Origin of the sequence: Maribacter sedimenticola, from assembly GCF_900188415.1 — a bacterium.
Classification (GTDB): domain Bacteria; phylum Bacteroidota; class Bacteroidia; order Flavobacteriales; family Flavobacteriaceae; genus Maribacter; species Maribacter sedimenticola.
Genome location: NZ_FZNV01000007.1, coordinates 63,769 through 89,438, shown reverse-complemented (window position 1 = coordinate 89,438; position 25,670 = coordinate 63,769). Strand labels below are relative to the sequence as shown.

The following is a 25,670-nucleotide window of genomic DNA, read 5'->3' as shown; positions in this document are numbered from 1 at the left end:
TTTACTTGACAAGGCCTATCTGCAGATTGTATATTTGCAGCCGCAATTTGCTACACTAAATAAAATAGCTACATGAAATTATCAAATTTTAATTTTGAGCTTCCAAAAGAATTATTGGCGGAGCATCCATCGGAAAATAGAGATGAGTCTAGATTAATGGTCATTCATAGGGATACCGGCAAAATAGAACATAGAATGTTCAAGGACATGATCGATTATTTTGATGAAGGAGATGTTATGGTCCTTAACAATACAAAGGTTTTTCCTGCAAGACTATATGGTAACAAGGAAAAAACGGGAGCCCGTATAGAGGTGTTTCTTTTACGTGAATTGAACGAAGAACAACGCCTTTGGGATGTATTGGTTGATCCTGCGCGTAAAATACGTATTGGAAACAAACTTTATTTTGGTGATGACGAAACATTGGTTGCAGAGGTAATTGACAATACCACCTCTAGAGGAAGGACATTACGTTTTCTTTATGATGGTGCCTATCTTGATTTTAGGAGGAAGCTAAGGGAACTTGGAGAAACTCCGTTGCCAAAATACATAAAGAGAGAGGTAGAACCGGAAGATGAAAATCGTTACCAGACCATTTATGCAAAGCATGAAGGTGCTGTTGCCGCTCCTACGGCAGGTTTACATTTCTCCAAGCATTTATTAAAGCGTTTGGAAATAAAAGGTGTGGATTTTGCAGAACTTACGTTGCATGTTGGTTTGGGTACCTTTAACCCGGTAGAGGTAGAAGACCTTTCCAAGCATAAAATGGATAGCGAGGAAATGTTCATTGATGAAAAAGCAGCAGAGATCGTAAATAATGCCAAAGCTAAAAAAAGACGTATTTGTGCAGTAGGTACAACGGCAATGAGAGGTCTAGAAAGTGCGGTATCCTCTAAGCAAACCTTGAATACGTATGAGGGGTGGACGAACAAATTTATTTTTCCACCGTATGATTTTAGCATAGCAAATGCAATGATCACCAATTTTCATTTACCAAAATCTACCTTATTGATGATGGTATCCGCTTTTATGGGTCATGATTTGATGAACAAAGCGTATAAGGAAGCCATTTTGGAAAGCTATAAGTTCTATTCTTATGGTGACGCCATGTTGATATTATAAGAAATTAGATTTCTCTCATAGAAATAACAATACATCCCGCTTTATCTGCATGTGCAGAAAGCGGGATTTTTATCATTAGTAATACCTACCTTTAATGTAATGGAAGAAATAAGGAAAAAAGATATCCGGGCACTAACGCGTGAGCAGCTTAGGGAATTCTTTGTTTCTAATGGGGACAAGGCTTTTAGAGGTAATCAGGTATATGAATGGTTGTGGCAAAAGGCCGCGTACTCTTTTGATGTAATGACCAACCTCTCTAAGGACACCAGAGAAATGCTTGAGGCCAATTTTGTCATCAACCATATTAAAGTGGATCAAATGCAACGCAGTAGTGATGGTACCATAAAGAATGCGGTACGCCTACATGATGATTTGATCGTAGAATCGGTATTGATTCCAACAAAGACGCGGACCACGGCATGCGTATCTAGCCAAGTTGGGTGCAGTTTAGATTGTAGGTTCTGTGCTACGGCACGGTTAAAACGTATGCGAAACCTTAATCCTGACGAAATTTATGATCAGGTTGTCGCTATTGACAATGAAAGCCGATTATATTTCGACAGGCCGTTAAGCAATATTGTATTTATGGGTATGGGCGAGCCTTTAATGAATTATAACAACGTACTAAAGGCCATAGATAAGATAACCTCGTCAGACGGCTTGGGAATGTCACCTAAACGAATAACCGTTTCTACATCCGGTGTGCCCAAATTGATAAAAAAAATGGCAGATGATGAGGTGAAATTTAAACTAGCTGTTTCTCTGCACTCGGCAATAGATGAGATTAGAACTTCTATTATGCCCTTCAATGCTAAGTTCACCTTGGCAGATTTAAGGGAATCGTTACAATATTGGTATCAAAAAACAAGAAGTCGTATTACTTATGAATATGTAGTATGGGACGGAATCAATGATACTCAAAAAGACATAGATGCGTTAGTGGAATTTTGCCGTTTTGCACCTTCTAAAGTAAATCTTATAGAATACAACCCTATTGATGATGGGGAATTTAAACAAGCTTCTGGTGCGGCCATAGATTGTTACGTACGTTCTTTGGAGCGAAATAACATTGTGGTGACCGTCCGTCGCTCACGTGGTAAGGATATAGATGCGGCATGCGGGCAATTGGCCAATAAGAGTTAGGAAAGAACTAAGGAAGAAGTATTAAGCATATAGCGGGTAGTGTAGGACCGGTAAAGAATAATAGTGGGCGGTAAAGAACTATTGTAGTAAAACCTGTAGTTGTTCATTGTCATTATATCCTCTCTGAGTACTGTTAACTGCTAGCTTTTGCCTAATTTTATCCTTCTAATAAACCGCATCTGAAAATAGTAGCGCAAATAAAGGAACCTGTATATAAGGAAATGGAGTTGTTTGAATCCAAGTTCAGGGATTCAATGACCTCAAAGGTGGCGTTGCTCAACAGAATTACATATTATATAGTAAATCGTAAAGGCAAGCAAATGCGGCCTATGTTCGTATTTCTTACCGCAAAATTATTGAACAATGGTGAGGTCAATGAGCGTACTTATCGTGGTGCATCGGTTATTGAACTGATACACACGGCCACATTGGTACATGATGATGTGGTCGATGAGAGTAACAAGCGTAGGGGCTTCTTCTCCATAAACGCCCTATGGAAGAATAAGATTGCGGTCTTGGTCGGTGATTATCTTTTGTCCAAAGGTCTCTTGTTGTCAATAGATAATGGTGATTTTGATTTGCTTAAGATTATCTCGGTAGCCGTTCGTGAAATGAGTGAAGGTGAGTTGCTTCAAATAGAAAAAGCAAGGCGCTTGGATATTACCGAAAATGTTTATTATGATATTATTAGGCAAAAAACGGCAACCCTAATAGCTGCATGTTGTTCTTTGGGCGCTTGCTCGGTTAAGCCGGAAAGTAAGGATGTAGAAGCGTTCAGAAAATTTGGTGAACTTTGTGGTATGGCCTTTCAAATTAAGGATGACCTGTTTGATTATGGCGCCCAAAAAATAGGTAAACCAACAGGCATAGACATTAAGGAACAAAAGATGACCTTGCCGTTAATCTATGCATTGAACAACAGTTCCAAAAAAGAAAAAAGTTGGGTTATCAATTCCATAAAAAACCATAACAAGGATAAAAAACGGGTAAAGGAAGTTATCGCCTTTGTTAAGGAAAAAGGTGGTTTGGATTATGCTGTGGCTAAAATGCTGCAATACCGGGATCAGGCATTACAACTGCTACATTCCTATCCGGAATCTGATTATAGGGCCGCCTTGGAACTTATGGTAAATTATGTAGTAGATCGTAAAAAGTAAATTTTTTACGATTTTTTATTTCTTTAATTTACTGATAAGCAATACGTTATAAATTTATTTAAAAAATAAATAATCTTCAGGCAACTATTGTGTAAAATAATGCGTCTAGTTAAATAGAAGACCAAACCAATATTGTGAAAATTATACCTTTTTATAAAAACGAAAAGCAGCTTGTTAAAAAAGCTTCATCCGGCAACCGAGATGCCCAAGAACGTTTGTATAAAAAACATGCGCCAAAAATGTTAAGTGTGTGTAGGCAATATATTAAGGATGTACATTTTGCGGAAGACGTTATGGTACAAGGCTTTCTGAAAATGTTCAATAAGTTGAACACATTTAATTTTGAGGGAAGTTTTGAGGGTTGGTTAAGAAGAATAATGGTAAGGGAAAGTATTTCCTACTTAAGAAAGCAGCAGTTTGTGGTGTATGACGATGAGGTGTATGAAAATAACCAATCTACCACAATAGCACAGAGTACGGATTTGGATACGGAACATATTCAGCAACTAATAGATGCTTTGCCGCAAGGTTATAAAATGGTATTTGTACTGTATACCGTAGAAGGGTACAAACATAAGGAGATTGCGGAAATGCTGTCCATCACGGAAAGTACATCAAAGACACAATTGTTAAAAGCGCGAAAGTTGCTACAAGATCAATTAAGACAACAAAATATTATAGGGTATGGAAACCGATAAATTTGAACAACATATTAAAAACAAGTTGCGTGAGCGTGAAATTAGTCCATCAGATAAGGCTTGGGCTTCAATTTCCTCGGAACTGAAAACAGATACGCAATCTAAAAGTCCGGTATATACTTGGTTGGGCATTGCCGCAAGTGTAGTCATTATTTTAGGAGTGGCTTTGTTTGTAATGCGGGGTGAAAAAAATGTAGACCAATTGCCGGTAAAGGTGGTGGATACTGAAAATGAACAGGTATTGAAACCAAAAACCATTTTAAAAGAAGAACGTATACTGGACGAACCAGAAGAGGGGATTGTGGCAAAATCCAATAATTCCAACCCTAAGGTAAAGGATAGGGAAGTGCCTGCATATGTTGCTGTTGATCGGCAAAGACCTAAGGAAGTTAATGAATTGGATGTAGCAACTGTACTGCAAAAATCTACTAACGAAGTCAATCCTAAAATTGAAATACCAGAGGAGATCATAAATACACAGGTGGCTCTTGTTGTGGCCCAGGTAAATGATTTGGAACAATATAATACCGTTACAGATGCCGAAGTAGATTCGTTATTACAACGGGCTCAAGACGAAATTCTTAGGAATAAAATTTTTAATACCGATAAATCTGTCAACGCTATGGCTTTGTTGACAGAGGTTGAAGAAGAACTTGATCAATCCTTCAGAGACCAAATATTCAATTCATTGAAAGCCAGTTTTATCAAGGTACGTACAGCGGTGGCGGACCGTAATAATTAATCAATTTTAAATCGTTTTTTTCTTTATTCCTATAAGTTGCTATAGGGACAGGGATTGGAGTTTATTCATCAAAAAAAAAATCAATCAAAATGAGAACAATTACAATGTATGCAGTAGTATTGCTAACCCTCTTTATCGTACATAATGCAGTGGCGCAAGAGGGTAATGAAAGCAAAGTTGAACTTTTAGAGGCCCAAAAGGCTAAGATTACACAACAGGAAAAATTAGCCTTAAAAGAAGAGGTAGAGGCTATTTCCAAAAGGGTAGAGAACGGGGAGATTACCTTGGACGAGGCGAATGCGTTAAAAATGAAAGCGGCGGAGAAAAGGGCTTTGAACATAGAGAACAGGATAGCTATTATTGATAATAAGATAGCCTTGTTGGATAGAAATGGTACTGAAAACCTAGAGCTGGATACGCTTAATTTTGGAACTAGGTTGGAAATAGGTTATGGCGGCAGAAGTAATGATGGCGAGCGTATATTTGGAATTAGTATCAAGGAAAATCCAAATAGGAAAAAAGTAATTTATGATAGACGTACTTATTCTGACCTTGTTGTAGCTATTGGTTTAAATAATGCAATAATTGAAGGACAGTCGCTTGATGACTCTCCGTACAAAATTGGCGGAAGCAGATTTTTTGAAATGGGTTGGCAATGGAGAACACGGGTATTCAAGAATACCAATTTCCTAAGGTTCAATTATGGCTTCTCATTTCAGTTCAACGGTTTAAAACCTAAGGACAATCAATATTTTGTTTCATTGGAAAACGGTCAATCAGAATTACAGGAATTTGATTATGAGTTGAACAAGTCCAAACTTAGGATAGACAATTTGGTGTTTCCTATGCATTTTGAGCTGGGGCCGTCAAAATATACCGCTACCGAAAAAAGTATTAGGTATTCCTTAAAGAATCAGTTTCGTATTGGGTTAGGTGGATATGCAGGGTTTAATTTAGGCACACGACAAAAATTGAAATATGAAATAGATGGTGGCCATGTAAAGGATAAGCTAAAACGTAGTTACAATACCAATAATTTAATTTATGGATTAAGTGCCTATGCAGGGGTAGAGGGTGTTCTGTTGTATGTAAAATATGATTTAAATCCAATTTTCAAGGATGCTGCCGTTGAACAACGAAACGTCTCCTTAGGATTGCGGTTTGATCTATAATTGGTATAGCATAGTGTTTATTGAATATTACGGTCATGGAACTGGATATAATTGCCGGTTTTATGACCGTTGTTTTAATAGCTGCAAATCCTCTAGCATGGTATTGGTAAATTCGTTTTCATAAAAACCTCTTTTGCAATGGCTGCATTCTGCCATAACGGTACTGGAAATTTTAAAAAGTTTGATCCAGAACAGATGAAAATAGTTAGTGTGCGTTACCACCGTTAGGGTTCCTCTTTGTTCACAATATGGGCAGTATGTGTTTAAAAGTTTAATGGTTGCCGGTTTACCGGGCCTAGTGCCAAAAAATAGAATCATTTTATTACTTTTGAGGTTCTAAATTACATAAAAATTGTTCCCCGTTTAAGGGAAATTCAGTGTCTCCATGATTTCAAAAAACACCATAGATCAAGTATATGAAACTGCCCGGTTAGAGGAGGTTATTGGTGATTTTGTACAATTAAAGAAGTCGGGTTCCAATTTTAAGGGGCTAAGTCCTTTTAGTGATGAGCGTACACCAAGTTTTATGGTATCTCCCGTAAAACAGATTTGGAAGGATTTTAGTAGTGGAAAAGGGGGTAACGTGGTTGCATTTTTAATGGAGCACGAACATTTTACCTATCCGGAAGCAATTAAGTATCTGGCCAAAAAGTATAATATTGAGGTAGAGGAGACAGAACAGTCCAATGAGCAGAAAGAGCAGGCAAACGAACGGGAGAGTATGTATCTGGTATCAGAGTTTGCACAAAAGCATTTTAAGGAAATGCTGTGGGATACGGAATTGGGGAAGGCCATTGGTCTTAGTTATTTTAAGGAGCGTGGATTTACAGATGAGACCATCAAGAAATTTGAGCTTGGATATTGTTTGAATCAATGGGACGGTTTTACCGTTGCGGCATTGGACAAGGGATATAAATTGGAGTACCTTGAAAAAACCGGACTTACCATTGTAAAGGAAGACCGGGACAACCCTAATACGTCAAGAAAGTTTGACAGGTTCAAGGGTAGGGTCATGTTCCCCATACATTCCTTGAGTGGCCGTGTTTTGGGTTTTGGGGGGCGTATTCTAACCAATGATAAAAAGGCGGCCAAGTATCTTAATTCGCCGGAAAGTGATATCTACCATAAGAGCAAAGTACTTTATGGAATATACCATGCCAAGCAAGCCATTGCAAAAGAGGATAATTGTTATTTGGTTGAGGGGTATACGGATGTTATCCAATTTGCACAAAGGGGAATTCAAAATGTGGTGTCGTCCAGTGGTACTGCGTTAACACCAGAGCAAATTCGCTTGATAAACAGGCTTACCAAAAACATTACAGTACTGTTCGATGGTGATGCGGCAGGATTACGGGCGTCCCTAAGGGGTATTGATTTAATATTGGAGCAGGGAATGAACGTTCGTGTCTGTACTTTTCCTGAAGGGGAAGATCCTGACAGTTTTGCCAAGCATAATGAACTAGAGGAGGTACAAGCTTATTTAGAATCCAACGCTAAGGATTTTATCCAGTTTAAGGCATCTTTATTGGTAAAGGAGGCATCTAACGATCCCATTAAAAGAGCGGACACGGTTAGGGATATTGTAAACAGTATCGCAAAAATTCCCGATCGTATCAAAAAGGAAATATATATTCAAGAATGTGCAAGCATCATGAATGTTTCTGAAGCGGTACTTTTTAATACATTGGCCCAGATAGACAAGAAGGGGGAGGCCAACATCAAAAAGGAATATAAAGAAGAACAAAAGGCCTTTGAGGTGGTCCGTAAGGATGCCGCCCCGGAAGCTGTAGATGTGCAATATGTATTGGAGCGTAAGATTATAGAATCCTTAATGCTTTATGGTGATCAGAAGGAGGAGTTTGAGGATTTGGTACTCAAGGAGAATGAATCCGGTGATTTGGTGTTAGAGCCGGAGTCTTTGGAAATTAAAGTGTACGAGAAAATCTACTTGGACCTTCAGGAAGATGAAATTGAATTGGCCAACGAGGATTTCCGTAATATGTATTATAAACTGATAGAGTCATTGAACCAGGAAAAGGAATTTTCCATTAATACGTTTGTAAACAGTCTGGATCAAGAAATGGCCAATCAGATTTCCACTATTTTAATGGACGAGGAAAAGTATACGTTGCACAATTGGGAGAGCAAGGATATTTTTCCTAAAAAAAAGGAAGTTGGTATTGCCCAATTGGTCAGTGAGACCATACTGACCCTACGTTGTTTCTTGATTAAAAAAAGAATGGGCGCATTGCAGCAAACAACAGAAGATATAACCAAGGATAACCGTGAGGCCTTGGAGGAGATTATGAACTATATTCAATTGAACAAATTGCTGAATCAAAAATTGAACAGGGTATTATCTTAAAATAATATATTTAGGCAAAAAAAAGACCCGCCATTGGCGGGTCTTTTTTTACACTAATAGTTGTAGGAATTTAGTACAGCTCAAGCGCTTTTGCCTGTTGTAATAAATCTACCATATTGTCCACATTTAACTTTTTCATTAAACGTGCTTTATAAGTACTTACCGTTTTTTCATTTAGGTTCAAACCTTGTGCCACTTCTTTGTTGCGCTTGCCACTGGCCAAGAGTTTCAATACTTCTATTTCCCTGGTTGATAATTTTCTAAAGAATCTACGTGGTTTTTTAGTTCCTTCATCAAAGGCAAGTCGCTGGGCAAGTTCATTGGTAATGAACATGCTTCCTTCACTTACTTTTCTTACTGCGGCGGTAATGTATTCAATTCCTGAAGATTTGGATAAATACCCAAATGCACCCGCTCTAATGGCACTTAGGGCATATACATCTTCAGACTGCCCACTGTACATTAGTACTTTTACGTCGGCATATTCTTTTTTGATTTTTCGCAATGCTGCTATTCCGTTAATTTCAGGAATATCCATTTCTAGCATGACAACATCGGGGGTTGTGTCTTTAAGTTTTTCGAAAAGCTCTTCGGTGGTAGCCACCTCATCTATCAATTCAAATCCCTCAGCGGATTCTAGAACCGTCCTAACTCCCATTCTAATTATAGGGTGGTTATCCGCTATTAATACTTTGATCATTAATTATTGGATTTTTATAGATTTTTAAAAACCTATGGTCTAAAAAGACTACATGCAATGTAAGGCTTAAAATTCTAAATTAGAAGCCAAAAATGCACTTTTTTCACGCTATATAGATATTTAACGCTTTATTTTCGATTTAATTGCCTGATTCATAGTTGAATTGTCATTTTAAAGATTCTGGTATCTCACAAACGGGTATGGGTAACATTTTGTGTTGGTTCATGGTATTGAGTTTCATGAAAATGGTGAACACTTCTTTTTGCCTACCTTCAAAATCCGCGATTGTGCGGCCTTCATCCTTCATGTTCATGGCCCATTCCAACTCTGGATAACTCGCCCCGATCTGGTCCTCGTCCGTACGATTGTCTCCCCATAAACCGTCCGTTGGAGCGGCCTTTATAATTTCCTCGTTTACGCCCAAAACCTTTGCAATGGCGTATACTTCTGTCTTCATTAAATCTGCAATAGGACTTAAGTCTACCCCACCATCACCATATTTGGTATAGAACCCTACGCCAAAATCCTCTACCTTGTTGCCGGTACCTGCCACCAGGTAGCGTTTTAATGCCGCAAAGTAATAAAGGCTGGTCATGCGCAGCCTGGCCCTGGTGTTCGCCAATGACATAAAACGTTCCTCTTCGTTTTCAACCGGAGGAAAAGCATCTACCAACGAATCAAAAACCGGCGTTAGTTGAACCTCTTTTCTTTTTACGTTACTAAAATTCTTCTGTAGCCAATCTATATGTCTAGATGCCCGATCAGATTGATTTGCCGCTTGGTGTATAGGCATTTCCAGGCACAACAGGTCCAATCCCGTTTTTGCACAAAGGGTCGAGGTTACGGCAGAGTCAATACCACCGGATACTCCAATTACAAATCCTTTCTGTTTGGCATTCGTAGCATAATCCCTTAACCAATCTACAATATGGTCAATTACTTTTTCAGTTTGCATACCGCTCCAATTATTTGTTTAAATAAATTAACTTTGCCTTAAAAATAAGTTGAACACCGTGAAAAATAAAATGTATTGTAAAATACTTGGCAGGGTAAAACCTATTTTTATGCTATTGTCAGTTTTCTTGATAATTTTTAGCTGTAATAACAGTGATAAAACGGCTCAGGAGATAGCGGCAATACCTGTAGAGCTTTCCATTTCCCGTTTTGATCGGGAATTTGCATCTTCTGGAGAAGAGGGCTTGCCCGCATTGCGCCAAATGTACCCATATCTTTTTCCGGCCCCGGACAGTGTTTGGATAGCCAAAATGAACGATTCTTTACAGGTAGAACTGTTTCAAGAGGTAGGTAATGCCTTTAATAGTTTTGAAGAGGAAGAAGAAGGCTTGGTGCAATTATTTAAACATGTAAAATATTATTTTCCGGAATATACCGTGCCCAAGGTCATCACCGTAACCAATGATGTGGATTATAATAATCGAATTATTTTGACCGACAGTATTTTGTTCATTAGCCTTGATAATTATCTGGGTCCAGAGCATAAATATTATGGGGGGTTTCAGCGCTATATTGCAAAAACACTAGATCGAGGTTTTATGCTCAGTGATGTAGCCAGTGCCTTTACCAAACAAGTGGTACCACGTCCTAGGGACAGGACTTTTTTGGCGCGCATGGTCTATTTTGGCAAAGAACTGTACCTTAAGGACAAGTTGTTGCCCAATATGGAGGAGCGAAAGAGAATAGGGTATACCGAGGAGGAAATGGATTGGGCCTACGCAAATGAGGAACCCATGTGGAGAAATTTCATTGAGAACGAATATCTGTACAGTACGGAAAACAAATTGAATCAGCGTTTTTTAGACCCCGCACCCTTTTCAAAGTTTGGACTTGAGCTGGATAATGAATCGCCCGGTAGGTTGGGTCGTTTTGTGGGATGGCAAATTGTACGTTCGTTCATGGAGAACAATACCGTAGGCATTAAACAAATGCTGACCATGCCTGCAGAGGAAATATTTAAAAAATCGAATTACAAACCAAGAAATTAAATGGCAGATTTACATACTTCGGAAATAACTTTACGTGTAGGATTGGATGAAAATAGGGTGCCCGAAACATTGAACTGGTCCGCACAGGATGGGGGCGTGGAAAACGAAGAGGCAAAGGCCATGTTATTATCGGTTTGGGACAGTAAGAACCAAGAATCCTTGAAAATAGATTTGTGGACCAAAGATATGCCGGTAGATGAAATGAAAACTTTTTTTCATCAGACCTTGGTATCTATGGCAGACACTTTTTTAAAGGCTACCCAAGATGAGAAAATGACCGCTACCATGAAAGATTTCTGTGACTACTTTGCGGAAAACCTAAATTTAAAAGAACAAGGTTAAGCGGATTTCAATTTCTTTTTTCCTTTCGTTTTCTTGATCCAATAAATGATATAGGCGGTACCTAAAACGGATGGTGTAATCCATGCCCACAGGGTGTCTTGATGCATTCCGGCGACAATGAATGCTGTTATGGAAGCTATAAGTGCGCCCAACATTCTGCTAAGGTGATTAATTAGCCAAAGTTTACGGTTTCTTAAAGAGGTTTTGTACAGTTTAAAATCTCCATAAGGCATAAATAAACCAAAGAGTCCAAAAAATAAAAATAGGATACTTTGGGAATACCCATGTACGAGCCCGTTAATACCAAAACCGATCATTAGTAAGGCGGAAACAATCATGGTTATTGAAACCGTTAAATCAATTTTATTTGCCTTTTTCTTTTTGGTTGTTTTAAAGGTAAGTGCGCTATTACCGGCCAAAACCATGTAAATAGTAAAAATGCCAATCAAGAATAAGAAGGTATTATTGTGGTTGGGCATACGAGCTACTACTAAAGAGATGGCGGAACTTATGATCATTGACCATGAAAACCATTTTCCTAATCGCCTATGATTGCGCTGTCCCTTTTTTACTAAAATACTTGCTATACCGGTAATAAGACCTAAACCGCCAAAAATGGCATGTATATAAATAAACGTTTCAATGATGTTTTCCATGGATGGTTGATTATTGTGTTTTCAAAGATGAAGTAATTAGTTTTGCTGAGATAAATATAACTACTCAATTGTGGGATTTTAGTGCTGAGTTGAAGTTGGAAAGTGTTGAGTACTTATTCTTAAGTAAAGAGTATTAAGTAAAAAGTACAGGGTGCGAGGTAAGAAGTATTGAATGAGAAAATAGAAATAAGAAAATAGACTTTTTCGTTAATGGGAATTTAGCAAAGCTAAATTTCCATCAACGAACAACCATCAACGAACAACCATCAACGAACAACCATCAACGAACAACCAAAAAAATCACTTCCTATTTTTATTAGGCTTACAGGTCATACAAAAGTCAGAAAGTTGATTTATTCCATCAATGACCTTGTTATGTTCTTTTATAAGAAGCTCGGTATCTTTGCCAAAATCAGTGGCTTTAAATACTTGGGCACTTACGGTATTCATTTCTTCTTGATACTCGTTAAAAATAGGTTGAAATAATTTGGAGTCGCTAAAAGCGCCTTTTTCCTCATATACTTTCTTCCTTATTTTACGGGCGTATAATTCTACCAGGTCAAAATCATAACGACCAAATTGCAACAATTGTTGGGCGGTAAGGGAGTCTGGCGCAACTAATACTGCTAAATTGGGATGGAATACCGCTTTGATCTTGCTGTTGAAATTTTTGGTAAACATAAACGAAACCGAATTCATGTTAAAACTGAAATCTATTTTTGAGCCGGAATAAATAGAGTAAGACGTTAATGCGGAATTGATCTCTGATTCCGGTGATCGGTAATCTGTCAATTGTAGTTCATAATCCGGTGTCCATTCTATGGGTTCTTGTGCGGTGGCCAAAGAAGAACAATATGCTAAAAAGATTATAATCAAAAAGTGCTTCACGTAAGTTTTAATTTGATAATCGAATGTACTACAAAAAGTAATTCTGTAAGGGGCTCTTGGGGATATAGGATATAAATGTTTGTTAAATATTAGAGTTGAAACTCCGTTTGGTCGGTATTGGCCGCAAAAATAGCGGGGTAATGCTCGCGCGCATTGGCAATCATAAACGCTACGGGAACATCATCAAAATGACCATAGTCTTCCAAGTACTCCATAAACATAGTTCCTTCTTCATTAAAAGCCTGCAGTACGGCATCATTTTCACCGTCAAAATCTAAAGGGGCCACTTTGAGTATAGTGCATAAGGAAGCATTAAAGGTAGGGCTTAGCTTTAGCCATTTATCATTGATATAGGCATCCACCATTCCATGGGGCGTTAACTCGTTAGAACCAAATTTTTCGATCAGGCGTTCTACCGCAATATGGTTTTTGACCTTGGCCAAATGTAGTCTGGCCGGTATTCCCATTGCACGTAAACAGGATATCAAGAGAATAGATTTGTCCACGCAGTGTCCTTCCTTACGTTTTGCAATTGCACTGGCGCGGTATTTTTCCTTGTTAAAACTTAGGTTGTACGGGTCATAGCGCCACTGATCGCGAACTTTTAAAAATAAATGCTGGGCAATTTCTTTTTGGGATAACGAGGCTGACGGTACATTTGCAATAAGTTGCTGTATCTCATCACTTTTATAATCAAAAAAGTAAGTAGGGGAAAGGTAATCCATGCCTTGGGTTGTATGCAGATTAATAGTAATCCATTTAAATTATTACTTAATACTAATATACGGATTTTTTGACCGATTAGTGTAAGTGCCAACTACCACGACCCGCAGAATATCGATACGGTTTACTAATACTACCCTCAATGATTTCCTGGTCTACACTGCCAAATGTGTATATATTGGCCGGTGGACATTCTACGTGCCATTTCTTTTGCCTTGATAGCCAATGTACCCTCGTAAAGTTCATCGATCGTTTGTAGCCATAAGTGTAGCCAATGTGCAAAATGATCTTGTGAAATGGTGTAGCTAAGATTTTTGTCTACATTGGCGTGTTTTGCGGAAGGACTTCCCCTAAAGGTACGAAGTCCAAATAGGTTGGATTCCCAAAAGTCGGTAAGCTTGCTTAGATGTTCCGGCCATTGTTCATTGCTAATATGTGCGTTGAAAATGGGTCCTAACATAGCATCCGTCCTAATTTTTTCGTAGAATGCATGAACCAAATTGCTTACATCTCCTCTGTTGGTAATATCTTTCATAGTTGGTTTTGTGAAAAGGTAATAACATGCTTTACACGCTCCGTAGTATCCGGTTTTGAAAGTGTTAGGCGCACTACGCTATCTGTACACGCCGTTAAGTCATGCGGTACTTTCCCATCTAAAGTGAATATATCTCCTTGCTTTAGGTCATATTCCTTGCCTCCTGTGCCAAAGGTGATTTCACCTGTTAAGATATGTACTATAATGGGGAAGGGTGCTTTATGTTCTTTCATGATCTGACCCTTTTTTAATGCAATGCGGATTTCTTTGGAAAAAGAAGTTTCCAACATGACATCCATGACTATTTTGTGGTCATTATAATATAGTTTATCGTTGAAGGATGCTAATATCATACCTGTTTTTACCAAATATACATGGTAGCACAATTTCCTTAAATGACACTTGTCATACGTACGATGATATATCTTAATAAAGATATCTATTCATTTCTAGAACAGGGCACGCAATTGAGTATTGCGGAGCATTATACTTGCCCATACAACAATCCCAAAAATTACAGGAAACAAGGTGTTGCCCATAGGGTCGCCATGGATAATGTGGGTAGCTACAGCGCCTCCAAGCCAAGCTGTTAATAATAGGGCACCTATAAACATGGTCTTAGGAATGGCATATAATACGGTGGCGATGAGTAAAATAACACCTAGGTACACTACGGAACCTTCCGGATAACCCATTGAAACGGCTCCTTCCACGGCCATTTCCGTTTGCATAAGATTGGTAATGGCACCCATTAAAAACATTAGTACAACTATTCCTTGTAATACGTAAGAGGTCCATGACATGCCCTTGGATACTTTTTTAGCAGTTTCCATAATATCGGTTTAATTGGTTTTTATTAATACAATGTACGGTAAAATAATGAAATTGAGGGTGTTATATGGACTTTAGGTAGAGGTTTAAAAGTAGTTGATTCTTATAATTTTTTGGGAGGTTTATTGTTGCTATGGCCTTCCATTTTTTGTGGAATATTTAATGATTTTGCAATGTAATTATACCAATTTTGGTAGGAGTTACCATAAGTGTGTCTTCTAAGAAATATAATAAAATACTAAAAGTGATATGAGTATTAATACTTGTTACTAGTGAATCAAATGATTTTTTGTCTATATAAAGACTAGTTGTTATTGCCAAAAATCAATATAAACTTTCAATGTTCATGTTAGAGGAGTTGAGGGAAACCTGTAAAATGCCACAACTTTTGTAGGGTGGTGGTATTTTTACGACCAAATAGTCATGTCAAAGAAAATTCTGTTTATCTATAATGCCAATAGCGATACCGGTAGTAAAATGCTGGATTTCGCCCATAAAATAATAAATCCCGCTACCTACAATTGTTCCTTGTGTGCTCTTACCTATGGTACATTTACAGAGAACGTAAAGTGGAAAACATTCCGCGAAAACCTATTGGCCAAAGATTACCAACTGGAATTCCTACATAAAGATGAGTTCCAAAAACAGTATCAAAGCAAGTTTGGGCATAAGTTTACCTTCCCGGTTATTTTGGTAGATACCGGATATGATTTAGAGGTATTGGTCACGACCGAACAGCTAAATGCATTTGAAGGAGTGGAGGAGTTAATTGTTTCAGTTGGCAATATTCAGTAACAGTTCAAGGTGCCCGTATTTATAGTTTGTCTTTTGAATAAGTTTTTCTCAATCTAGTAATCGGTTGAATGTACGTTCAGGTTTTGGTTGTCGGTTATTCTTACTCGGTCGATGAGCGTAGCTGAAGTGATGAGTGTTTCGTAGTTCGCGACTGCGGTCGAAGTGATATTTCGTTTTTAATAGAGTGCTAAGTATTAAGTGCTAAGTCTTAAGTAATAAGTAATAGCTAAGAGGTGTAAGTTAGGAAGTAATAAGTGGAGCGTACTGGGTATTAATAAGTAGCATAAAGTTATAAGTAAAGAGTACTAAGTATAAAGTACAAGGTAGGAAGTACTTACAAGAACAACCATCTACTTAATACTAAAAAAAGCGAAGCGTTTACCAGCCATCAACCATTCTTAGTTGCTTCAAAAAATTTCTCGTTAATGTCATCTATAAAAGCAAGAAGTTCTTCACGACCGGTACGGTGGCTAGAGCTGGTGACAAAATGTTGCGGGGCTTCTTCCCACATATCAGTGGTAAGGGTGGTAAGGTAGTTTTGCACTTCTCGCTCAATGGCCTTGGGCTTTAACTTATCTGCCTTGGTGAAAATGATGGCAAATGGTATGGCATTTTCACCCATCCATTGCATAAACTCCAAATCTATAGGTTGCGGGTCGTGCCTTATATCCACTAGGATAAAGGAACAGACCAATTGCTCGCGCTGTAGGAAATAATTGGTTATGTATTTTTGAAAGGTCTTTTTATCGCGTTTGGATACACGTGCATAACCGTATCCTGGTAAATCTACCAAGAACCAATTGTCATTGATTTTAAAATGGTTGATCAGTTGTGTCTTTCCCGGCCTACCAGATGTTTTGGCCAAACTTTTACGTTCTGTCAACATATTGATCAATGAGGACTTGCCTACATTTGAACGCCCAATAAAGGCATATTCGGGTATAGGCTCATTGGGGCATTTGGCCACATCAGAGTTGCTCATTACAAAGTCGGCCGACTTTATTTTCATCTGTATAAAATTTAAAACTTGTTTTTCTCCAACCATGCGTCTAGTATGGTGTTGAACTCATCGGGGTGCTCCATCATTGGGGCATGCCCGCATTTGTCCATCCAAAAGAGATCGCTGTTCGGCAATAGTTCGTCAAAGAGTTCTGCAACGTCCGGTGGGGTCACCGTATCGTTCTTTCCCCAGATAATACAGGTTGGTGTTTTCATATTGGGGAGGTCCTGCGCCATGTTATGCCTTATGGCACTTTTGGCGATTGCTAGGGTCTTGACCAGTTTCACGCGATCGTTCACCGTAGCGAACACCTCGTCCACTATCTCCTTAGTGGCTACTTCTGGATCATAGAACACATCTTGTGCCTTCTTTTTTATGAACTCGTAATCGCCACGTTTTGGATAACCGTCGCCCATTGCACTTTCGTACAGCCCGGAACTCCCTGTAATGACCAATGCCTTTACCTTGTGTGGATATAATTTGGTATGCAAGAGACCTATATGGCCGCCTAAAGAGTTGCCCAGCAGAATTACATCGTCCAATTCCTTATAATCAATGAATTTTTTTAGGTATTTGGCAAAATTCTTTACCGTGGTCTTCAACATCGGCATAGAATATAGGGGGAGCTCGGGAATAAGTATTTTATATCCTTTAGGGGGGAAATAAGACGTTACTCCTTCAAAATTGCTTAGACCGCCCATTAGTCCATGTAGGATAATTATGGGTTTGCCTTCGCCTTTCTCTATATAATTAAAGCCTCCGTCGTTAATCAATTCGTTTTCCATGCACTACTCATCATAATTGCCCAAATATAGGTAATTACCTAGAATAGCGTACAACTCTTTTTCATTAGGTGCATTACGGTTTACCAAGCAGTTCAAATTTTCCCGTATTGAAGGCTTAGTGGTAAATGACGGTCAAAAAAATGCTATCAGTGGAAAAAAGTGGTGCACAAATGAGGTAATTTATTAACAAAGTGGATTTTAGTGGTAAAATGTGGTAATAATATTTATATATTTGAGTTATATAAATAAAACCAGACCATTTTGGACATTTATTTCTTCGGGACATTCAATTGCAAGGCCGATGCCAAAGGGCGTATCATGCTCCCTGTTGCGCTGCGTAATCAAATGACGCCGATCCTGAATGAAGGTTTTTTTATCAAGAAATCGTATTACAATGAATGTTTGGAGCTATATCCAGCCCAGGAATGGTATAAGATCATGGCAGAAATGGACCAAACGAACAGATTTGATGAGGAAAGTCAACTGTTTCAAAGAATTTTCATGGACGGGCTACGTCCTGTTGAAGTAGATGGCAATGGTAGGTTGTTATTGGCAAAGGATGTTATTTCATTGGCAGGAATAACCAAAGAGGTAAAGATCGTGCCAATGCGAAAGCATTTGGAGATTTGGGATGTGGAGGCGTACGAAGCAACCATTTCCATATCCAAGGAAGAAAAGAAAAATTTGGTCAAGCGTGTAATGCTGAACAAAAAAGAGGATAAGGATGTATCATAATCCTGTGTTGTTGAAGGAGTCGGTAGACGGACTGGCCATTAAGGAGAATGGAATTTATGTGGATGTGACATTTGGTGGGGGCGGTCACTCCAAGGAAATATTGAAACGATTGGGTGCTGGCGGTAAATTGTTCGCCTTTGATCAGGATGAAGATGCGCAGGCCAACATTTTAGGAGATGAGAGATTTACGCTTATAGCGGAAAATTTTAGGTACATCACCCAATTTTTAAAGTTCTATGGCATACGGAAAGTAGATGGGATCTTGGCAGATTATGGTGTATCGTCACATCAGTTCGATCAGGCCGAAAGGGGTTTTTCTACCCGTTTTGATGCGGGATTGGATATGCGGATGAGCAAGCGCAACACATTGTCCGCCTATGATGTGGTCAATAACTATTCTTATGATGATTTGCGTAAGGTGTTGTTTGAATATGGGGATCTAAGAAATGCAAACGCCATGGCAAAGGTTATTGTGGCAAGTAGGGAAGAAGGTGCAATTGTAACTACCGATGCGTTAAAGAAGGTGTTGAGTCAGTTTTTGCCCGAGCATAGGCAACATAAAATATTGGCCCAGATTTATCAGGCCATTCGTATTGAAGTGAACGAGGAGATCAAGGTGATCAAAGAGTTTTTGGAGCAAGTGCCAGATCTATTGAATCCAAAGGGAAGGCTGAGTGTTATAAGTTATCACTCTTTGGAAGACCGTTTGGTAAAGCGCTTTATCAGGGCAGGACAGTTTGAAGGGGAGCCGGAGAAAGATTTTTATGGAAATATAGATGTACCCTTAAAAAAAGTTGGCGGATTGATTGTACCAACGAGAGAAGAGATAAAATTAAATAACAGGGCACGTAGTGCAAAATTGAGAATAGCGGAGAAAAATGACAAAAAGTAAAATGAAAACAGGGGTATTGGACCTCTTAAAAGGTAAGTTTTTGGTGAGTGGAGACTCTCCAAAAAATTGGCTGTTCATCATTTTTATATCCTTTTTGGCAACTGTGATGATCAGTAGTTCACATAGTGCGGACCAGAAGGTCCATACCATCGCTTTATTGAATGAAGAGGTAAAGGAACTGCGCAACGAATTTGTAGATATGCGTTCAGATGTGCAGCAATTAAAATTGGAATCGAGCATAACGGACAAAATAGCGGAAATAGGTTTGTTTCCATCAGAAACGCCGCCGCAAAAAATTAGGGTAAAATCAATTAACGAAGAGCAGTAAATGGCCGCCACCGATAAAAGCATATTAAAACGACTATATATAGTAGCAGGGTTCCTGGTGCTATTTGCCGGTGCTGTGCTGTTTAAGCTGGTGTCCATCCAAATTGTGGATGGCGAAAAATACAAGGCTTTGGCGGAGACCCGTACCTCGCACATCTTTACTATAGAGCCCAACAGAGGCAACCTATATTCAGATGACGGTAGCTTATTGGCCACATCGGTATCTAAGTATACCATTCGTTTTGATGCCGTTACCGTTAGCAATGAGGATTTCAAGGAAAACGTAAAGCCATTGGCAGATGCCTTGGCCAAACAATTTGGAAAGACATCTTCACATTACCAACAGGTTTTAAGGAAGGCAAAGGAAAATAAGAACAGGTATGCCCTGATCGTACGCGATCTTGATTATTCTGATTATATGGCCGTAAAATCCTTTCCGCTTTTCAATAAAGGTGCGTATAAGGGTGGTTTGATCATTGAGCAAAAGACCAAGCGTGAGCATCCTTTAGGAAAAATTGCCGAGCGTAGTGTAGGGTACGAACGTGTGGATAAGGACGGCTACCGTACCCGTGTAGGTATGGAAGGTGCTTTTGGTGAATATTTACGGGGTGTGGAAGGTAAGCGTGCTAAGCAAAAAATTGCCAAAGGGCTTTGGAAACCAATAGGAACGGATAACATTATAGAGCCAAAGGATGGTTATGATGTGTACTCTACCATAGATATCAATATACAGGATATAGCCCACCATGCACTTTTGGGACAATTGGAAAAATATCAGGCAGACCATGGTACGGTCATTGTAATGGAAGTGAAGACCGGTGAGGTAAAGGCTATTGCCAACCTAGGGCAAACGCCAGAGGGTAAATATTATGAGCGCTTAAATTACGCTATAGGAGAGTCCCATGAACCGGGTTCTACCTTTAAGTTAATGAATTTGGTGGCTGCTTTAGAGGATAAAGTGGTAGATACCAGTACGGTAATAGATACCGAGAACGGAAAATGGAAAATATACAGGCATTGGGTAAAGGATTCCAAACATGGCGGATATGGAAAAATTTCCGTGGCCAAGGCTTTTGAGGTGTCCTCTAATACCGCTTTTGCCAAAATGATACATAACGGTTATAAGAATGATCCGGAAAAATATGTAAACCGCCTAATGGGTATGGGTATTCATAAAGAGTTGGGCTTGCCCGTTCGTGGAGAGGGAATTCCGGTATTGCGGTACCCTGGCGACAAAGGCTGGTCTGGTTTGTCATTGGCACAAATGGCCTATGGGTATGAGGTATCCATGACACCGCTGCAGACCTTGGCATTCTATAATGCTATTGCCAATGATGGCGAAATGGTGAAGCCAAGACTTTTAAAAGAGGTCAAGGAATGGAACAAATCCATCAAAAGATTTGATAAGGAAGTGCTGAACCCTGCCGTTTGTTCCCCACAGACCGTAAAGAAAGTGCAACAGATTCTAAAAGATGTAGTCGAGAAGGAATATGGTACGGGCCATGGTATGTATTCCCCCAATTTTTCAATGGCCGGTAAAACAGGCACCACACAGACCAATTATGTGTCCAAAGACAAGAGTAAATATGAATATATCTCATCTTTTGCAGGTTATTTTCCGGCGGACAATCCTAAGTATTCCTGTATTGTGGTAATCCATAAGCCGGATAAGAGTGTTGGTTACTATGGCGCAGATGTTTCTGGACCGGTATTTAAGTCGGTAGCACAAAAAGTATATGCTACATCGCCATTAACGAGTGAGGTAGATGTGGAGAACATACAGATAGCCGATGCCGAAAAGGCATACCAAGGATATTATAAAAAGGCACAGCAGCAATATGCACAGGTGCCAAATGTAAAGGGTATGAGCGGTATGGATGCCGTTGCCATACTTGAAAATTTAGGTATTGAAGTAGAGGTAAGGGGCAATGGAAAGGTAAAACGACAGTCCATCTCAAAAGGCACGGATTTAAAGACAGTCAAAAAAATTGTATTGGAACTGATATGAAATTATTGAAGGACATATTATATGGTGTACATCTTACTGCGGTTAGCGGTACGACCTCCTGTGATATAGCTTCAATATGCTTTGATTCCCGTCAGGTACAGAAAAATGATGTTTTTGTAGCCATAAAGGGTACGTTGACAGATGGTCATAAATATATAGATGCGGTAGTTAAGGCAGGTGCTAGGGCTGTAATCTGTGAGGAATTGCCGGATACCATGCAAGATGAGGTTACCTATGTTGAGGTAGAGAACGGGAACCAGGCCTTGGCAGTCATGGCATCCAACTACTATGGCAATCCGTCAAAAAATTTAAAATTGGTTGGGGTTACGGGTACCAATGGAAAAACAACGGTGTCCAGCCTACTTTATCAATTGTTTAAAAAAGCAGGCTACAAGGTAGGGTTGTTGTCCACGATAAAGATTATGATAGATGATGCGGAATACCCTACCAAGCATACTACCCCAGATGCTTTGGTCATCAACAAGTACTTGGAAATGATGAACGAGGCCGGTGTTGAATATTGCTTTATGGAAGTAAGCTCGCACGGTATACATCAAAAAAGAACAGAAGGTTTGGTATTCGAGGGTGCGATTTTTACAAATCTCTCCCATGATCATTTAGATTATCATAAGACATTTGCGGAGTACAGGGATACGAAAAAGAAATTATTCGATCAATTATCCAAATCTGCCTTTGCACTGACCAATATTGATGATAAGAACGGTCTTGTCATGTTACAGAATACCAAAGCAAGGAAATTTACCTATGCCTTAAAGAATTATGCGGATTATAGGGCGCAAATTTTGGAAAATCAGTTTGATGGCCAATTGTTAAAAATTGATGAGCACGAACTGTGGACCAAGTTGATCGGTCATTTTAATGCCTATAATATGTTGGCCATTTTTGCCACGGCAGATTTATTGGGACTGCAAAAATTGGAAACCCTACGTCTGATCAGTGAATTGGACAATGTAGACGGAAGGTTTCAATATTTTATATCAAAAAACAGAATTACGGCTATTGTTGATTATGCCCATACGCCGGACGCTCTAAAAAATGTGCTTGAGACAATCAACACGTTGAGAACTGGAAATGAAAACGTCATCACCGTTGTGGGGTGTGGTGGCGATAGAGACAGATCTAAGCGTCCGGTAATGGGCAATATCGCTGCGGATATGAGCAATAAGGTCATATTGACATCGGATAATCCTAGAACGGAATCCCCAACAGAGATCATTGCTGAAATGGAAGCCGGTGTGGAGCCCCAGCATTTTAAGAAAATCCTTTCCATAGAAAACAGGGAGCAGGCCATAAAGACCGCCTGTCAACTTGCCAATGATAACGATATCATTCTAGTAGCGGGGAAAGGGCACGAGACCTATCAGGAAACTAATGGTGTTCGTGTAGATTTTGATGATTTTAAGATAGTAAAGGAAGTATTGAACAACCTAGATAAATAACCTTGGCCACATTGGGTCAAAACCAAAAATATATATGTTAACCTACCTGTTCGAATATTTAGAAAAACAATACCAGTTCCCCGGGGCTTCGCTATTTCAGTTTAGCACGTTTCGCGCGGCAATGGCCATATTGTTTTCCCTAATGATCGCGACGGCTTTTGGTAAGCGTATTATTTTGTTTTTGCAACGACAGCAAGTGGGCGAGACTATTCGTGACCTAGGGTTGGAAGGGCAAAAGCAAAAAGCGGGTACGCCAACCATGGGCGGCATTATTATTATAATGGCCACCTTGATTCCCGTACTATTATTTGCCAGATTGGAGAATATCTATATCATTCTATTGGTCTTCACCATGTTATGGATGGGGGCTATTGGCTTTTTGGATGATTATATTAAGGTGTTTAAAAAGAACAAGGAAGGTTTACAGGGCAGGTTTAAGGTGTTGGGCCAGGTAACCTTAGGACTTATAGTAGGTGCAGTGCTATATTTTCATCCGGCCGTTACCATGCGCGATCATGATAAGACCATCATTACGAGTGAATATACCGTAGAGCAGGTTAAGGGGGCGGAAATAAAATCTACCATGACCACGGTGCCCTTCTTTAAGAACAATGAATTTGACTATGGTTATTTAATAGAATGGGCCGGAGAAGGAGCCACACAATATGCATGGTTGTTGTTTATCCCTATTATCATCCTTATCGTAACGGCCGTCTCTAACGGTGCAAACCTTACGGATGGTATTGATGGTCTTGCTGCAGGTACTTCTGCCATTATCGTTTTTACTTTGGGCATATTCGCTTTGGTATCTGGTAATATTATTTTTTCGGACTATTTAGATATCATGTACATACCAAGGGTAGGTGAATTACTGATTTTTATTACCGCTTTTGTAGGTGCCTTAATTGGGTTTTTATGGTACAACGCTTTTCCGGCGCAAGTATTTATGGGAGATACCGGTAGTTTAACCATAGGTGGGGTCATTGCGGTGATAGCAATAATAGTTAGAAAGGAATTGTTGATTCCCGTCCTGTGCGGAATATTCTTTGCCGAGTCACTTTCAGTGATGTTGCAAGTAGGGTATTTTAAATATACACGGAAAAAATACGGAGAGGGCAGACGTATATTTTTAATGTCGCCCCTACATCACCACTATCAGAAAAAAGGATATCACGAAAGTAAGATCGTAACACGGTTTTGGATTGTGGGCATACTGTTGGCCATTATTACCATAGTTACATTAAAAATTAGATAAATGGCGATGTTGGTAGTGCTTGGCGGTGGGGAAAGTGGAGTAGGAACCGCCATTTTGGGATTGAAAAAAGGATACGAAGTTTTTGTATCCGATAAAGGAAAAATTAAAGAGAAGTATAAAAACGTTCTTGAACATTTTGGAATTGACTGGGAAGAGGAAACACATTCTGAAGACCACATCTTAAAAGCCGATTTGGTAATGAAGAGTCCGGGTATACCGGATAAAGTTGCCTTGGTAAAAAGACTGGTGGAAAAAGGGATTCCGGTAATATCTGAAATTGAATTTGCATCAAAATACACCGATGCAAAAATTATAGGTATAACGGGGAGCAACGGAAAGACTACCACGACCATGTTGACCAACCATATTCTTGCCGAAGCAGGTTTAAAAGTAGGTATGGCAGGGAATATAGGAGATAGCTATGCCAAGATGGTGGCAGAAAACGATTTTGAGTACTATGTGCTGGAGATCAGCAGCTTTCAGTTGGACGGTATTGTAGATTTTAAACCGCACATAGCGGTGATTACCAATATTACGCCAGACCATTTAGATCGGTATGAATATGAATTTGAAAACTATATCGCATCGAAATTTAGAATAGCGGAAAATCAAGATGAGTCAGATTACTTGATTTATGATGCAGACGATGAAGTATTGGTACAATGGCTCAAGGAGCACCCGGTCAAATCGAAATTAATGCCTTTTTCATTGAAAGAGGAATTTAAAGAAGGAGCATTTTTAGCACAAAACGAGATAATAATAAAAACAACAACAGACACTATTAGCATGATTAAAGACACTTTGGCCTTAGAAGGTCAGCACAATGTAAAGAACACCATGGCAGCTGCCACGATTGCAAAATTAATCGGTATCAGAAAAGAAACGATTAGGGCATGTGTGTCTAATTTTCAAGGGGCGCCGCACCGTTTGGAAAAAGTACTGAAAATACATCATGTAGAGTATATCAACGACTCCAAAGCCACTAATGTAAACGCGGCATATTATGCCTTGGATAGTGTAAAGACCCCAACGGTATGGATCGTGGGCGGTGTAGATAAGGGCAATGAATATATGGAATTGATGCCGTTGGTGCGTGAAAAGGTAAAGGCCATTATATGTCTTGGGGAGAACAATGAAAAAATAAAGGATGTTTTTGGCAATGCCGTAGATCTTTTGGTAGAGACTTTTGCCATGGAGGAAGCGGTAAAGGTAGCTTATAAAATAGCGGAACGTGGTGATACGGTCTTATTGTCACCGGCGTGTGCAAGTTTTGATCTTTTTGAAAATTATGAAGATCGTGGAAATCAATTTAAGAACTGTGTAAGGAATTTATAGG

The 25,670-nt window shown here is 39.2% G+C and carries 28 protein-coding genes; 17 read left to right on the top strand and 11 right to left on the bottom strand.

Annotated elements, in window-relative coordinates; genetic code table 11:
- Positions 1-72 precede the first annotated feature (72 nt).
- The 6 genes from queA to CHB68_RS15710 all read left to right on the top strand — a co-directional run bounded on the left by queA (position 73) and on the right by CHB68_RS15710 (position 6,034).
- Positions 73-1,122 (top strand): tRNA preQ1(34) S-adenosylmethionine ribosyltransferase-isomerase QueA, encoded by a 1,050-nt coding sequence (queA, locus tag CHB68_RS15735; RefSeq protein WP_089262380.1) that lies wholly within the window; start codon positions 73-75, stop codon positions 1,120-1,122.
- Between the two features lie 99 nt (positions 1,123-1,221).
- A complete protein-coding gene (gene rlmN / locus CHB68_RS15730) occupies positions 1,222-2,265 on the top strand; it encodes a 23S rRNA (adenine(2503)-C(2))-methyltransferase RlmN (RefSeq protein ID WP_089262378.1) in 1,044 nt (347 codons plus the stop codon).
- A gap of 179 nt (positions 2,266-2,444) precedes the next feature.
- Positions 2,445-3,422: a polyprenyl synthetase family protein gene (locus CHB68_RS15725; RefSeq protein WP_089262376.1), complete on the top strand. Its 978-nt coding sequence runs from the start codon at positions 2,445-2,447 to the stop codon at positions 3,420-3,422.
- Positions 3,423-3,556: 134 nt separating this feature from the next.
- Positions 3,557-4,120: an RNA polymerase sigma factor gene (locus CHB68_RS15720; RefSeq protein WP_089262374.1), complete on the top strand. Its 564-nt coding sequence runs from the start codon at positions 3,557-3,559 to the stop codon at positions 4,118-4,120.
- On the top strand, positions 4,107-4,862 hold the full coding sequence (locus CHB68_RS15715) for a hypothetical protein (protein WP_089262372.1): 756 nt from the start codon (positions 4,107-4,109) through the stop codon (positions 4,860-4,862). The genes CHB68_RS15720 and CHB68_RS15715 overlap by 14 nt, the downstream gene beginning before the upstream one ends.
- 89 nt (positions 4,863-4,951) lie before the next feature.
- On the top strand, positions 4,952-6,034 hold the full coding sequence (locus CHB68_RS15710) for a coiled-coil domain-containing protein (RefSeq protein ID WP_089262370.1): 1,083 nt from the start codon (positions 4,952-4,954) through the stop codon (positions 6,032-6,034).
- Positions 6,035-6,094: 60 nt separating this feature from the next.
- On the opposite strand, the gene CHB68_RS15705 is transcribed toward CHB68_RS15710, so the two are convergent.
- Positions 6,095-6,352 carry a zinc-ribbon domain-containing protein gene (locus CHB68_RS15705; RefSeq protein ID WP_089262368.1) on the bottom strand — a complete coding sequence of 86 codons (258 nt, stop codon included), beginning with the start codon at positions 6,350-6,352 and terminating at the stop codon, positions 6,095-6,097.
- A 67-nt stretch (positions 6,353-6,419) separates the two neighbouring features.
- On the opposite strand from CHB68_RS15705, the gene dnaG reads away from it, so the two are divergent.
- On the top strand, positions 6,420-8,399 hold the full coding sequence (dnaG, locus tag CHB68_RS15700; RefSeq protein WP_089262366.1) for a DNA primase: 1,980 nt from the start codon (positions 6,420-6,422) through the stop codon (positions 8,397-8,399).
- Positions 8,400-8,469: 70 nt separating this feature from the next.
- Here dnaG and CHB68_RS15695 read toward each other — a convergent pair whose 3' ends face one another.
- Both CHB68_RS15695 and nadE read right to left on the bottom strand, forming a co-directional pair.
- On the bottom strand, positions 8,470-9,099 hold the full coding sequence (locus CHB68_RS15695; protein WP_089262364.1) for a response regulator: 630 nt from the start codon (positions 9,097-9,099) through the stop codon (positions 8,470-8,472).
- A 166-nt stretch (positions 9,100-9,265) separates the two neighbouring features.
- Complete coding sequence (gene nadE / locus CHB68_RS15690; protein ID WP_089262362.1) at positions 9,266-10,054, bottom strand: NAD(+) synthase; 789 nt, start codon at positions 10,052-10,054, stop codon at positions 9,266-9,268.
- Positions 10,055-10,124: 70 nt separating this feature from the next.
- Between nadE and gldB the strand changes: the two genes are divergently transcribed.
- Together gldB and gldC are read left to right on the top strand one after the other, a co-directional pair.
- Positions 10,125-11,102: a gliding motility lipoprotein GldB gene (gene gldB / locus CHB68_RS15685; RefSeq protein WP_089262360.1), complete on the top strand. Its 978-nt coding sequence runs from the start codon at positions 10,125-10,127 to the stop codon at positions 11,100-11,102.
- On the top strand, positions 11,103-11,444 hold the full coding sequence (gene gldC, locus CHB68_RS15680; protein ID WP_089262358.1) for a gliding motility protein GldC: 342 nt from the start codon (positions 11,103-11,105) through the stop codon (positions 11,442-11,444).
- Here the strand turns inward: gldC and CHB68_RS15675 are convergent.
- The 6 genes from CHB68_RS15675 to CHB68_RS15650 all read right to left on the bottom strand — a co-directional run bounded on the left by CHB68_RS15675 (position 11,441) and on the right by CHB68_RS15650 (position 15,079).
- Positions 11,441-12,100 carry a DUF2306 domain-containing protein gene (locus tag CHB68_RS15675; protein ID WP_089262356.1) on the bottom strand — a complete coding sequence of 220 codons (660 nt, stop codon included), beginning with the start codon at positions 12,098-12,100 and terminating at the stop codon, positions 11,441-11,443. The genes gldC and CHB68_RS15675 overlap by 4 nt on opposite strands.
- A gap of 300 nt (positions 12,101-12,400) precedes the next feature.
- On the bottom strand, positions 12,401-12,988 hold the full coding sequence (locus tag CHB68_RS15670; protein WP_089262354.1) for a hypothetical protein: 588 nt from the start codon (positions 12,986-12,988) through the stop codon (positions 12,401-12,403).
- Positions 12,989-13,077: 89 nt separating this feature from the next.
- Complete coding sequence (locus CHB68_RS15665) at positions 13,078-13,713, bottom strand: transglutaminase-like domain-containing protein (protein ID WP_089262352.1); 636 nt, start codon at positions 13,711-13,713, stop codon at positions 13,078-13,080.
- 137 nt (positions 13,714-13,850) lie between these two features.
- Positions 13,851-14,246, bottom strand: coding sequence for a group III truncated hemoglobin (locus tag CHB68_RS15660; protein ID WP_089262350.1), 396 nt, complete (start codon positions 14,244-14,246; stop codon positions 13,851-13,853).
- Entirely contained in the window at positions 14,243-14,599 is a 357-nt protein-coding gene (locus tag CHB68_RS15655; RefSeq protein WP_089262489.1) for a cupin domain-containing protein, read from the bottom strand. Before CHB68_RS15655 ends, CHB68_RS15660 begins: the two co-directional genes overlap by 4 nt.
- Positions 14,600-14,695: 96 nt before the next feature.
- Positions 14,696-15,079 (bottom strand): DoxX family protein, encoded by a 384-nt coding sequence (locus CHB68_RS15650; protein WP_089262348.1) that lies wholly within the window; start codon positions 15,077-15,079, stop codon positions 14,696-14,698.
- A gap of 421 nt (positions 15,080-15,500) precedes the next feature.
- Between CHB68_RS15650 and CHB68_RS15645 the strand changes: the two genes are divergently transcribed.
- Complete coding sequence (locus CHB68_RS15645; RefSeq protein WP_089262346.1) at positions 15,501-15,872, top strand: GTPase; 372 nt, start codon at positions 15,501-15,503, stop codon at positions 15,870-15,872.
- A gap of 388 nt (positions 15,873-16,260) precedes the next feature.
- Here the strand turns inward: CHB68_RS15645 and yihA are convergent, their stop codons facing one another.
- Both yihA and CHB68_RS15635 read right to left on the bottom strand, forming a co-directional pair.
- Positions 16,261-16,881: a ribosome biogenesis GTP-binding protein YihA/YsxC gene (yihA, locus tag CHB68_RS15640; RefSeq protein WP_089262487.1), complete on the bottom strand. Its 621-nt coding sequence runs from the start codon at positions 16,879-16,881 to the stop codon at positions 16,261-16,263.
- Positions 16,882-16,892: 11 nt separating this feature from the next.
- The gene (locus CHB68_RS15635; protein WP_089262344.1) at positions 16,893-17,657 is read right to left on the bottom strand and encodes an alpha/beta fold hydrolase; all 765 of its coding nucleotides are present in this window, start codon (positions 17,655-17,657) and stop codon (positions 16,893-16,895) included.
- A gap of 261 nt (positions 17,658-17,918) precedes the next feature.
- On the opposite strand from CHB68_RS15635, the gene CHB68_RS15630 reads away from it, so the two are divergent.
- From CHB68_RS15630 to murD, 7 genes are read left to right on the top strand one after another with little or no spacing between them, the layout of a single operon-like run.
- The gene (locus CHB68_RS15630) at positions 17,919-18,392 is read left to right on the top strand and encodes a division/cell wall cluster transcriptional repressor MraZ (RefSeq protein WP_089262342.1); all 474 of its coding nucleotides are present in this window, start codon (positions 17,919-17,921) and stop codon (positions 18,390-18,392) included.
- On the top strand, positions 18,382-19,284 hold the full coding sequence (gene rsmH, locus CHB68_RS15625) for a 16S rRNA (cytosine(1402)-N(4))-methyltransferase RsmH (protein ID WP_089262340.1): 903 nt from the start codon (positions 18,382-18,384) through the stop codon (positions 19,282-19,284). Before CHB68_RS15630 ends, rsmH begins: the two co-directional genes overlap by 11 nt.
- 1 nt (position 19,285) lies before the next feature.
- Positions 19,286-19,612, top strand: coding sequence for an FtsL-like putative cell division protein (locus CHB68_RS15620; protein WP_089262485.1), 327 nt, complete (start codon positions 19,286-19,288; stop codon positions 19,610-19,612).
- Complete coding sequence (locus tag CHB68_RS15615; RefSeq protein WP_089262338.1) at positions 19,613-21,619, top strand: penicillin-binding protein; 2,007 nt, start codon at positions 19,613-19,615, stop codon at positions 21,617-21,619.
- Positions 21,616-23,079, top strand: coding sequence for a UDP-N-acetylmuramoyl-L-alanyl-D-glutamate--2,6-diaminopimelate ligase (locus CHB68_RS15610; RefSeq protein ID WP_089262336.1), 1,464 nt, complete (start codon positions 21,616-21,618; stop codon positions 23,077-23,079). The genes CHB68_RS15615 and CHB68_RS15610 overlap by 4 nt, the downstream gene beginning before the upstream one ends.
- 34 nt (positions 23,080-23,113) lie before the next feature.
- Positions 23,114-24,334, top strand: a complete 1,221-nt coding sequence (gene mraY, locus CHB68_RS15605; RefSeq protein WP_089262334.1) for a phospho-N-acetylmuramoyl-pentapeptide-transferase — start codon at positions 23,114-23,116, stop codon at positions 24,332-24,334.
- Positions 24,335-25,669, top strand: coding sequence for a UDP-N-acetylmuramoyl-L-alanine--D-glutamate ligase (murD, locus tag CHB68_RS15600; protein WP_089262332.1), 1,335 nt, complete (start codon positions 24,335-24,337; stop codon positions 25,667-25,669).
- Position 25,670: the final 1 nt, after the last annotated feature.

Excerpts from the sequence above, each read along its gene's own strand:
- CHB68_RS15715 (WP_089262372.1), top strand. The coding sequence starts at position 4,107 with ATGGAAACCGATAAATTTGAACAACATATTAAAAACAAGTTGCGTGAG.
- CHB68_RS15665 (WP_089262352.1), bottom strand. The coding sequence starts at position 13,713 with ATGGATTACCTTTCCCCTACTTACTTTTTTGATTATAAAAGTGATGAG.
- CHB68_RS15615 (WP_089262338.1), top strand. The coding sequence starts at position 19,613 with ATGGCCGCCACCGATAAAAGCATATTAAAACGACTATATATAGTAGCA.
- yihA (WP_089262487.1), bottom strand. The coding sequence starts at position 16,881 with ATGAAAATAAAGTCGGCCGACTTTGTAATGAGCAACTCTGATGTGGCC.
- gldB (WP_089262360.1), top strand. The coding sequence starts at position 10,125 with ATGTATTGTAAAATACTTGGCAGGGTAAAACCTATTTTTATGCTATTG.
- rsmH (WP_089262340.1), top strand. The coding sequence starts at position 18,382 with ATGTATCATAATCCTGTGTTGTTGAAGGAGTCGGTAGACGGACTGGCC.
- CHB68_RS15710 (WP_089262370.1), top strand. The coding sequence starts at position 4,952 with ATGAGAACAATTACAATGTATGCAGTAGTATTGCTAACCCTCTTTATC.
- CHB68_RS15650 (WP_089262348.1), bottom strand. The coding sequence starts at position 15,079 with ATGGAAACTGCTAAAAAAGTATCCAAGGGCATGTCATGGACCTCTTAC.
- CHB68_RS15660 (WP_089262350.1), bottom strand. The coding sequence starts at position 14,246 with ATGAAAGATATTACCAACAGAGGAGATGTAAGCAATTTGGTTCATGCA.
- CHB68_RS15705 (WP_089262368.1), bottom strand. The coding sequence starts at position 6,352 with ATGATTCTATTTTTTGGCACTAGGCCCGGTAAACCGGCAACCATTAAA.
- CHB68_RS15645 (WP_089262346.1), top strand. The coding sequence starts at position 15,501 with ATGTCAAAGAAAATTCTGTTTATCTATAATGCCAATAGCGATACCGGT.
- murD (WP_089262332.1), top strand. The coding sequence starts at position 24,335 with ATGGCGATGTTGGTAGTGCTTGGCGGTGGGGAAAGTGGAGTAGGAACC.
- CHB68_RS15610 (WP_089262336.1), top strand. The coding sequence starts at position 21,616 with ATGAAATTATTGAAGGACATATTATATGGTGTACATCTTACTGCGGTT.
- CHB68_RS15635 (WP_089262344.1), bottom strand. The coding sequence starts at position 17,657 with ATGGAAAACGAATTGATTAACGACGGAGGCTTTAATTATATAGAGAAA.
- rlmN (WP_089262378.1), top strand. The coding sequence starts at position 1,222 with ATGGAAGAAATAAGGAAAAAAGATATCCGGGCACTAACGCGTGAGCAG.
- queA (WP_089262380.1), top strand. The coding sequence starts at position 73 with ATGAAATTATCAAATTTTAATTTTGAGCTTCCAAAAGAATTATTGGCG.
- CHB68_RS15620 (WP_089262485.1), top strand. The coding sequence starts at position 19,286 with ATGAAAACAGGGGTATTGGACCTCTTAAAAGGTAAGTTTTTGGTGAGT.
- CHB68_RS15695 (WP_089262364.1), bottom strand. The coding sequence starts at position 9,099 with ATGATCAAAGTATTAATAGCGGATAACCACCCTATAATTAGAATGGGA.
- CHB68_RS15655 (WP_089262489.1), bottom strand. The coding sequence starts at position 14,599 with ATGATATTAGCATCCTTCAACGATAAACTATATTATAATGACCACAAA.
- mraY (WP_089262334.1), top strand. The coding sequence starts at position 23,114 with ATGTTAACCTACCTGTTCGAATATTTAGAAAAACAATACCAGTTCCCC.
- gldC (WP_089262358.1), top strand. The coding sequence starts at position 11,103 with ATGGCAGATTTACATACTTCGGAAATAACTTTACGTGTAGGATTGGAT.
- CHB68_RS15675 (WP_089262356.1), bottom strand. The coding sequence starts at position 12,100 with ATGGAAAACATCATTGAAACGTTTATTTATATACATGCCATTTTTGGC.
- nadE (WP_089262362.1), bottom strand. The coding sequence starts at position 10,054 with ATGCAAACTGAAAAAGTAATTGACCATATTGTAGATTGGTTAAGGGAT.
- dnaG (WP_089262366.1), top strand. The coding sequence starts at position 6,420 with ATGATTTCAAAAAACACCATAGATCAAGTATATGAAACTGCCCGGTTA.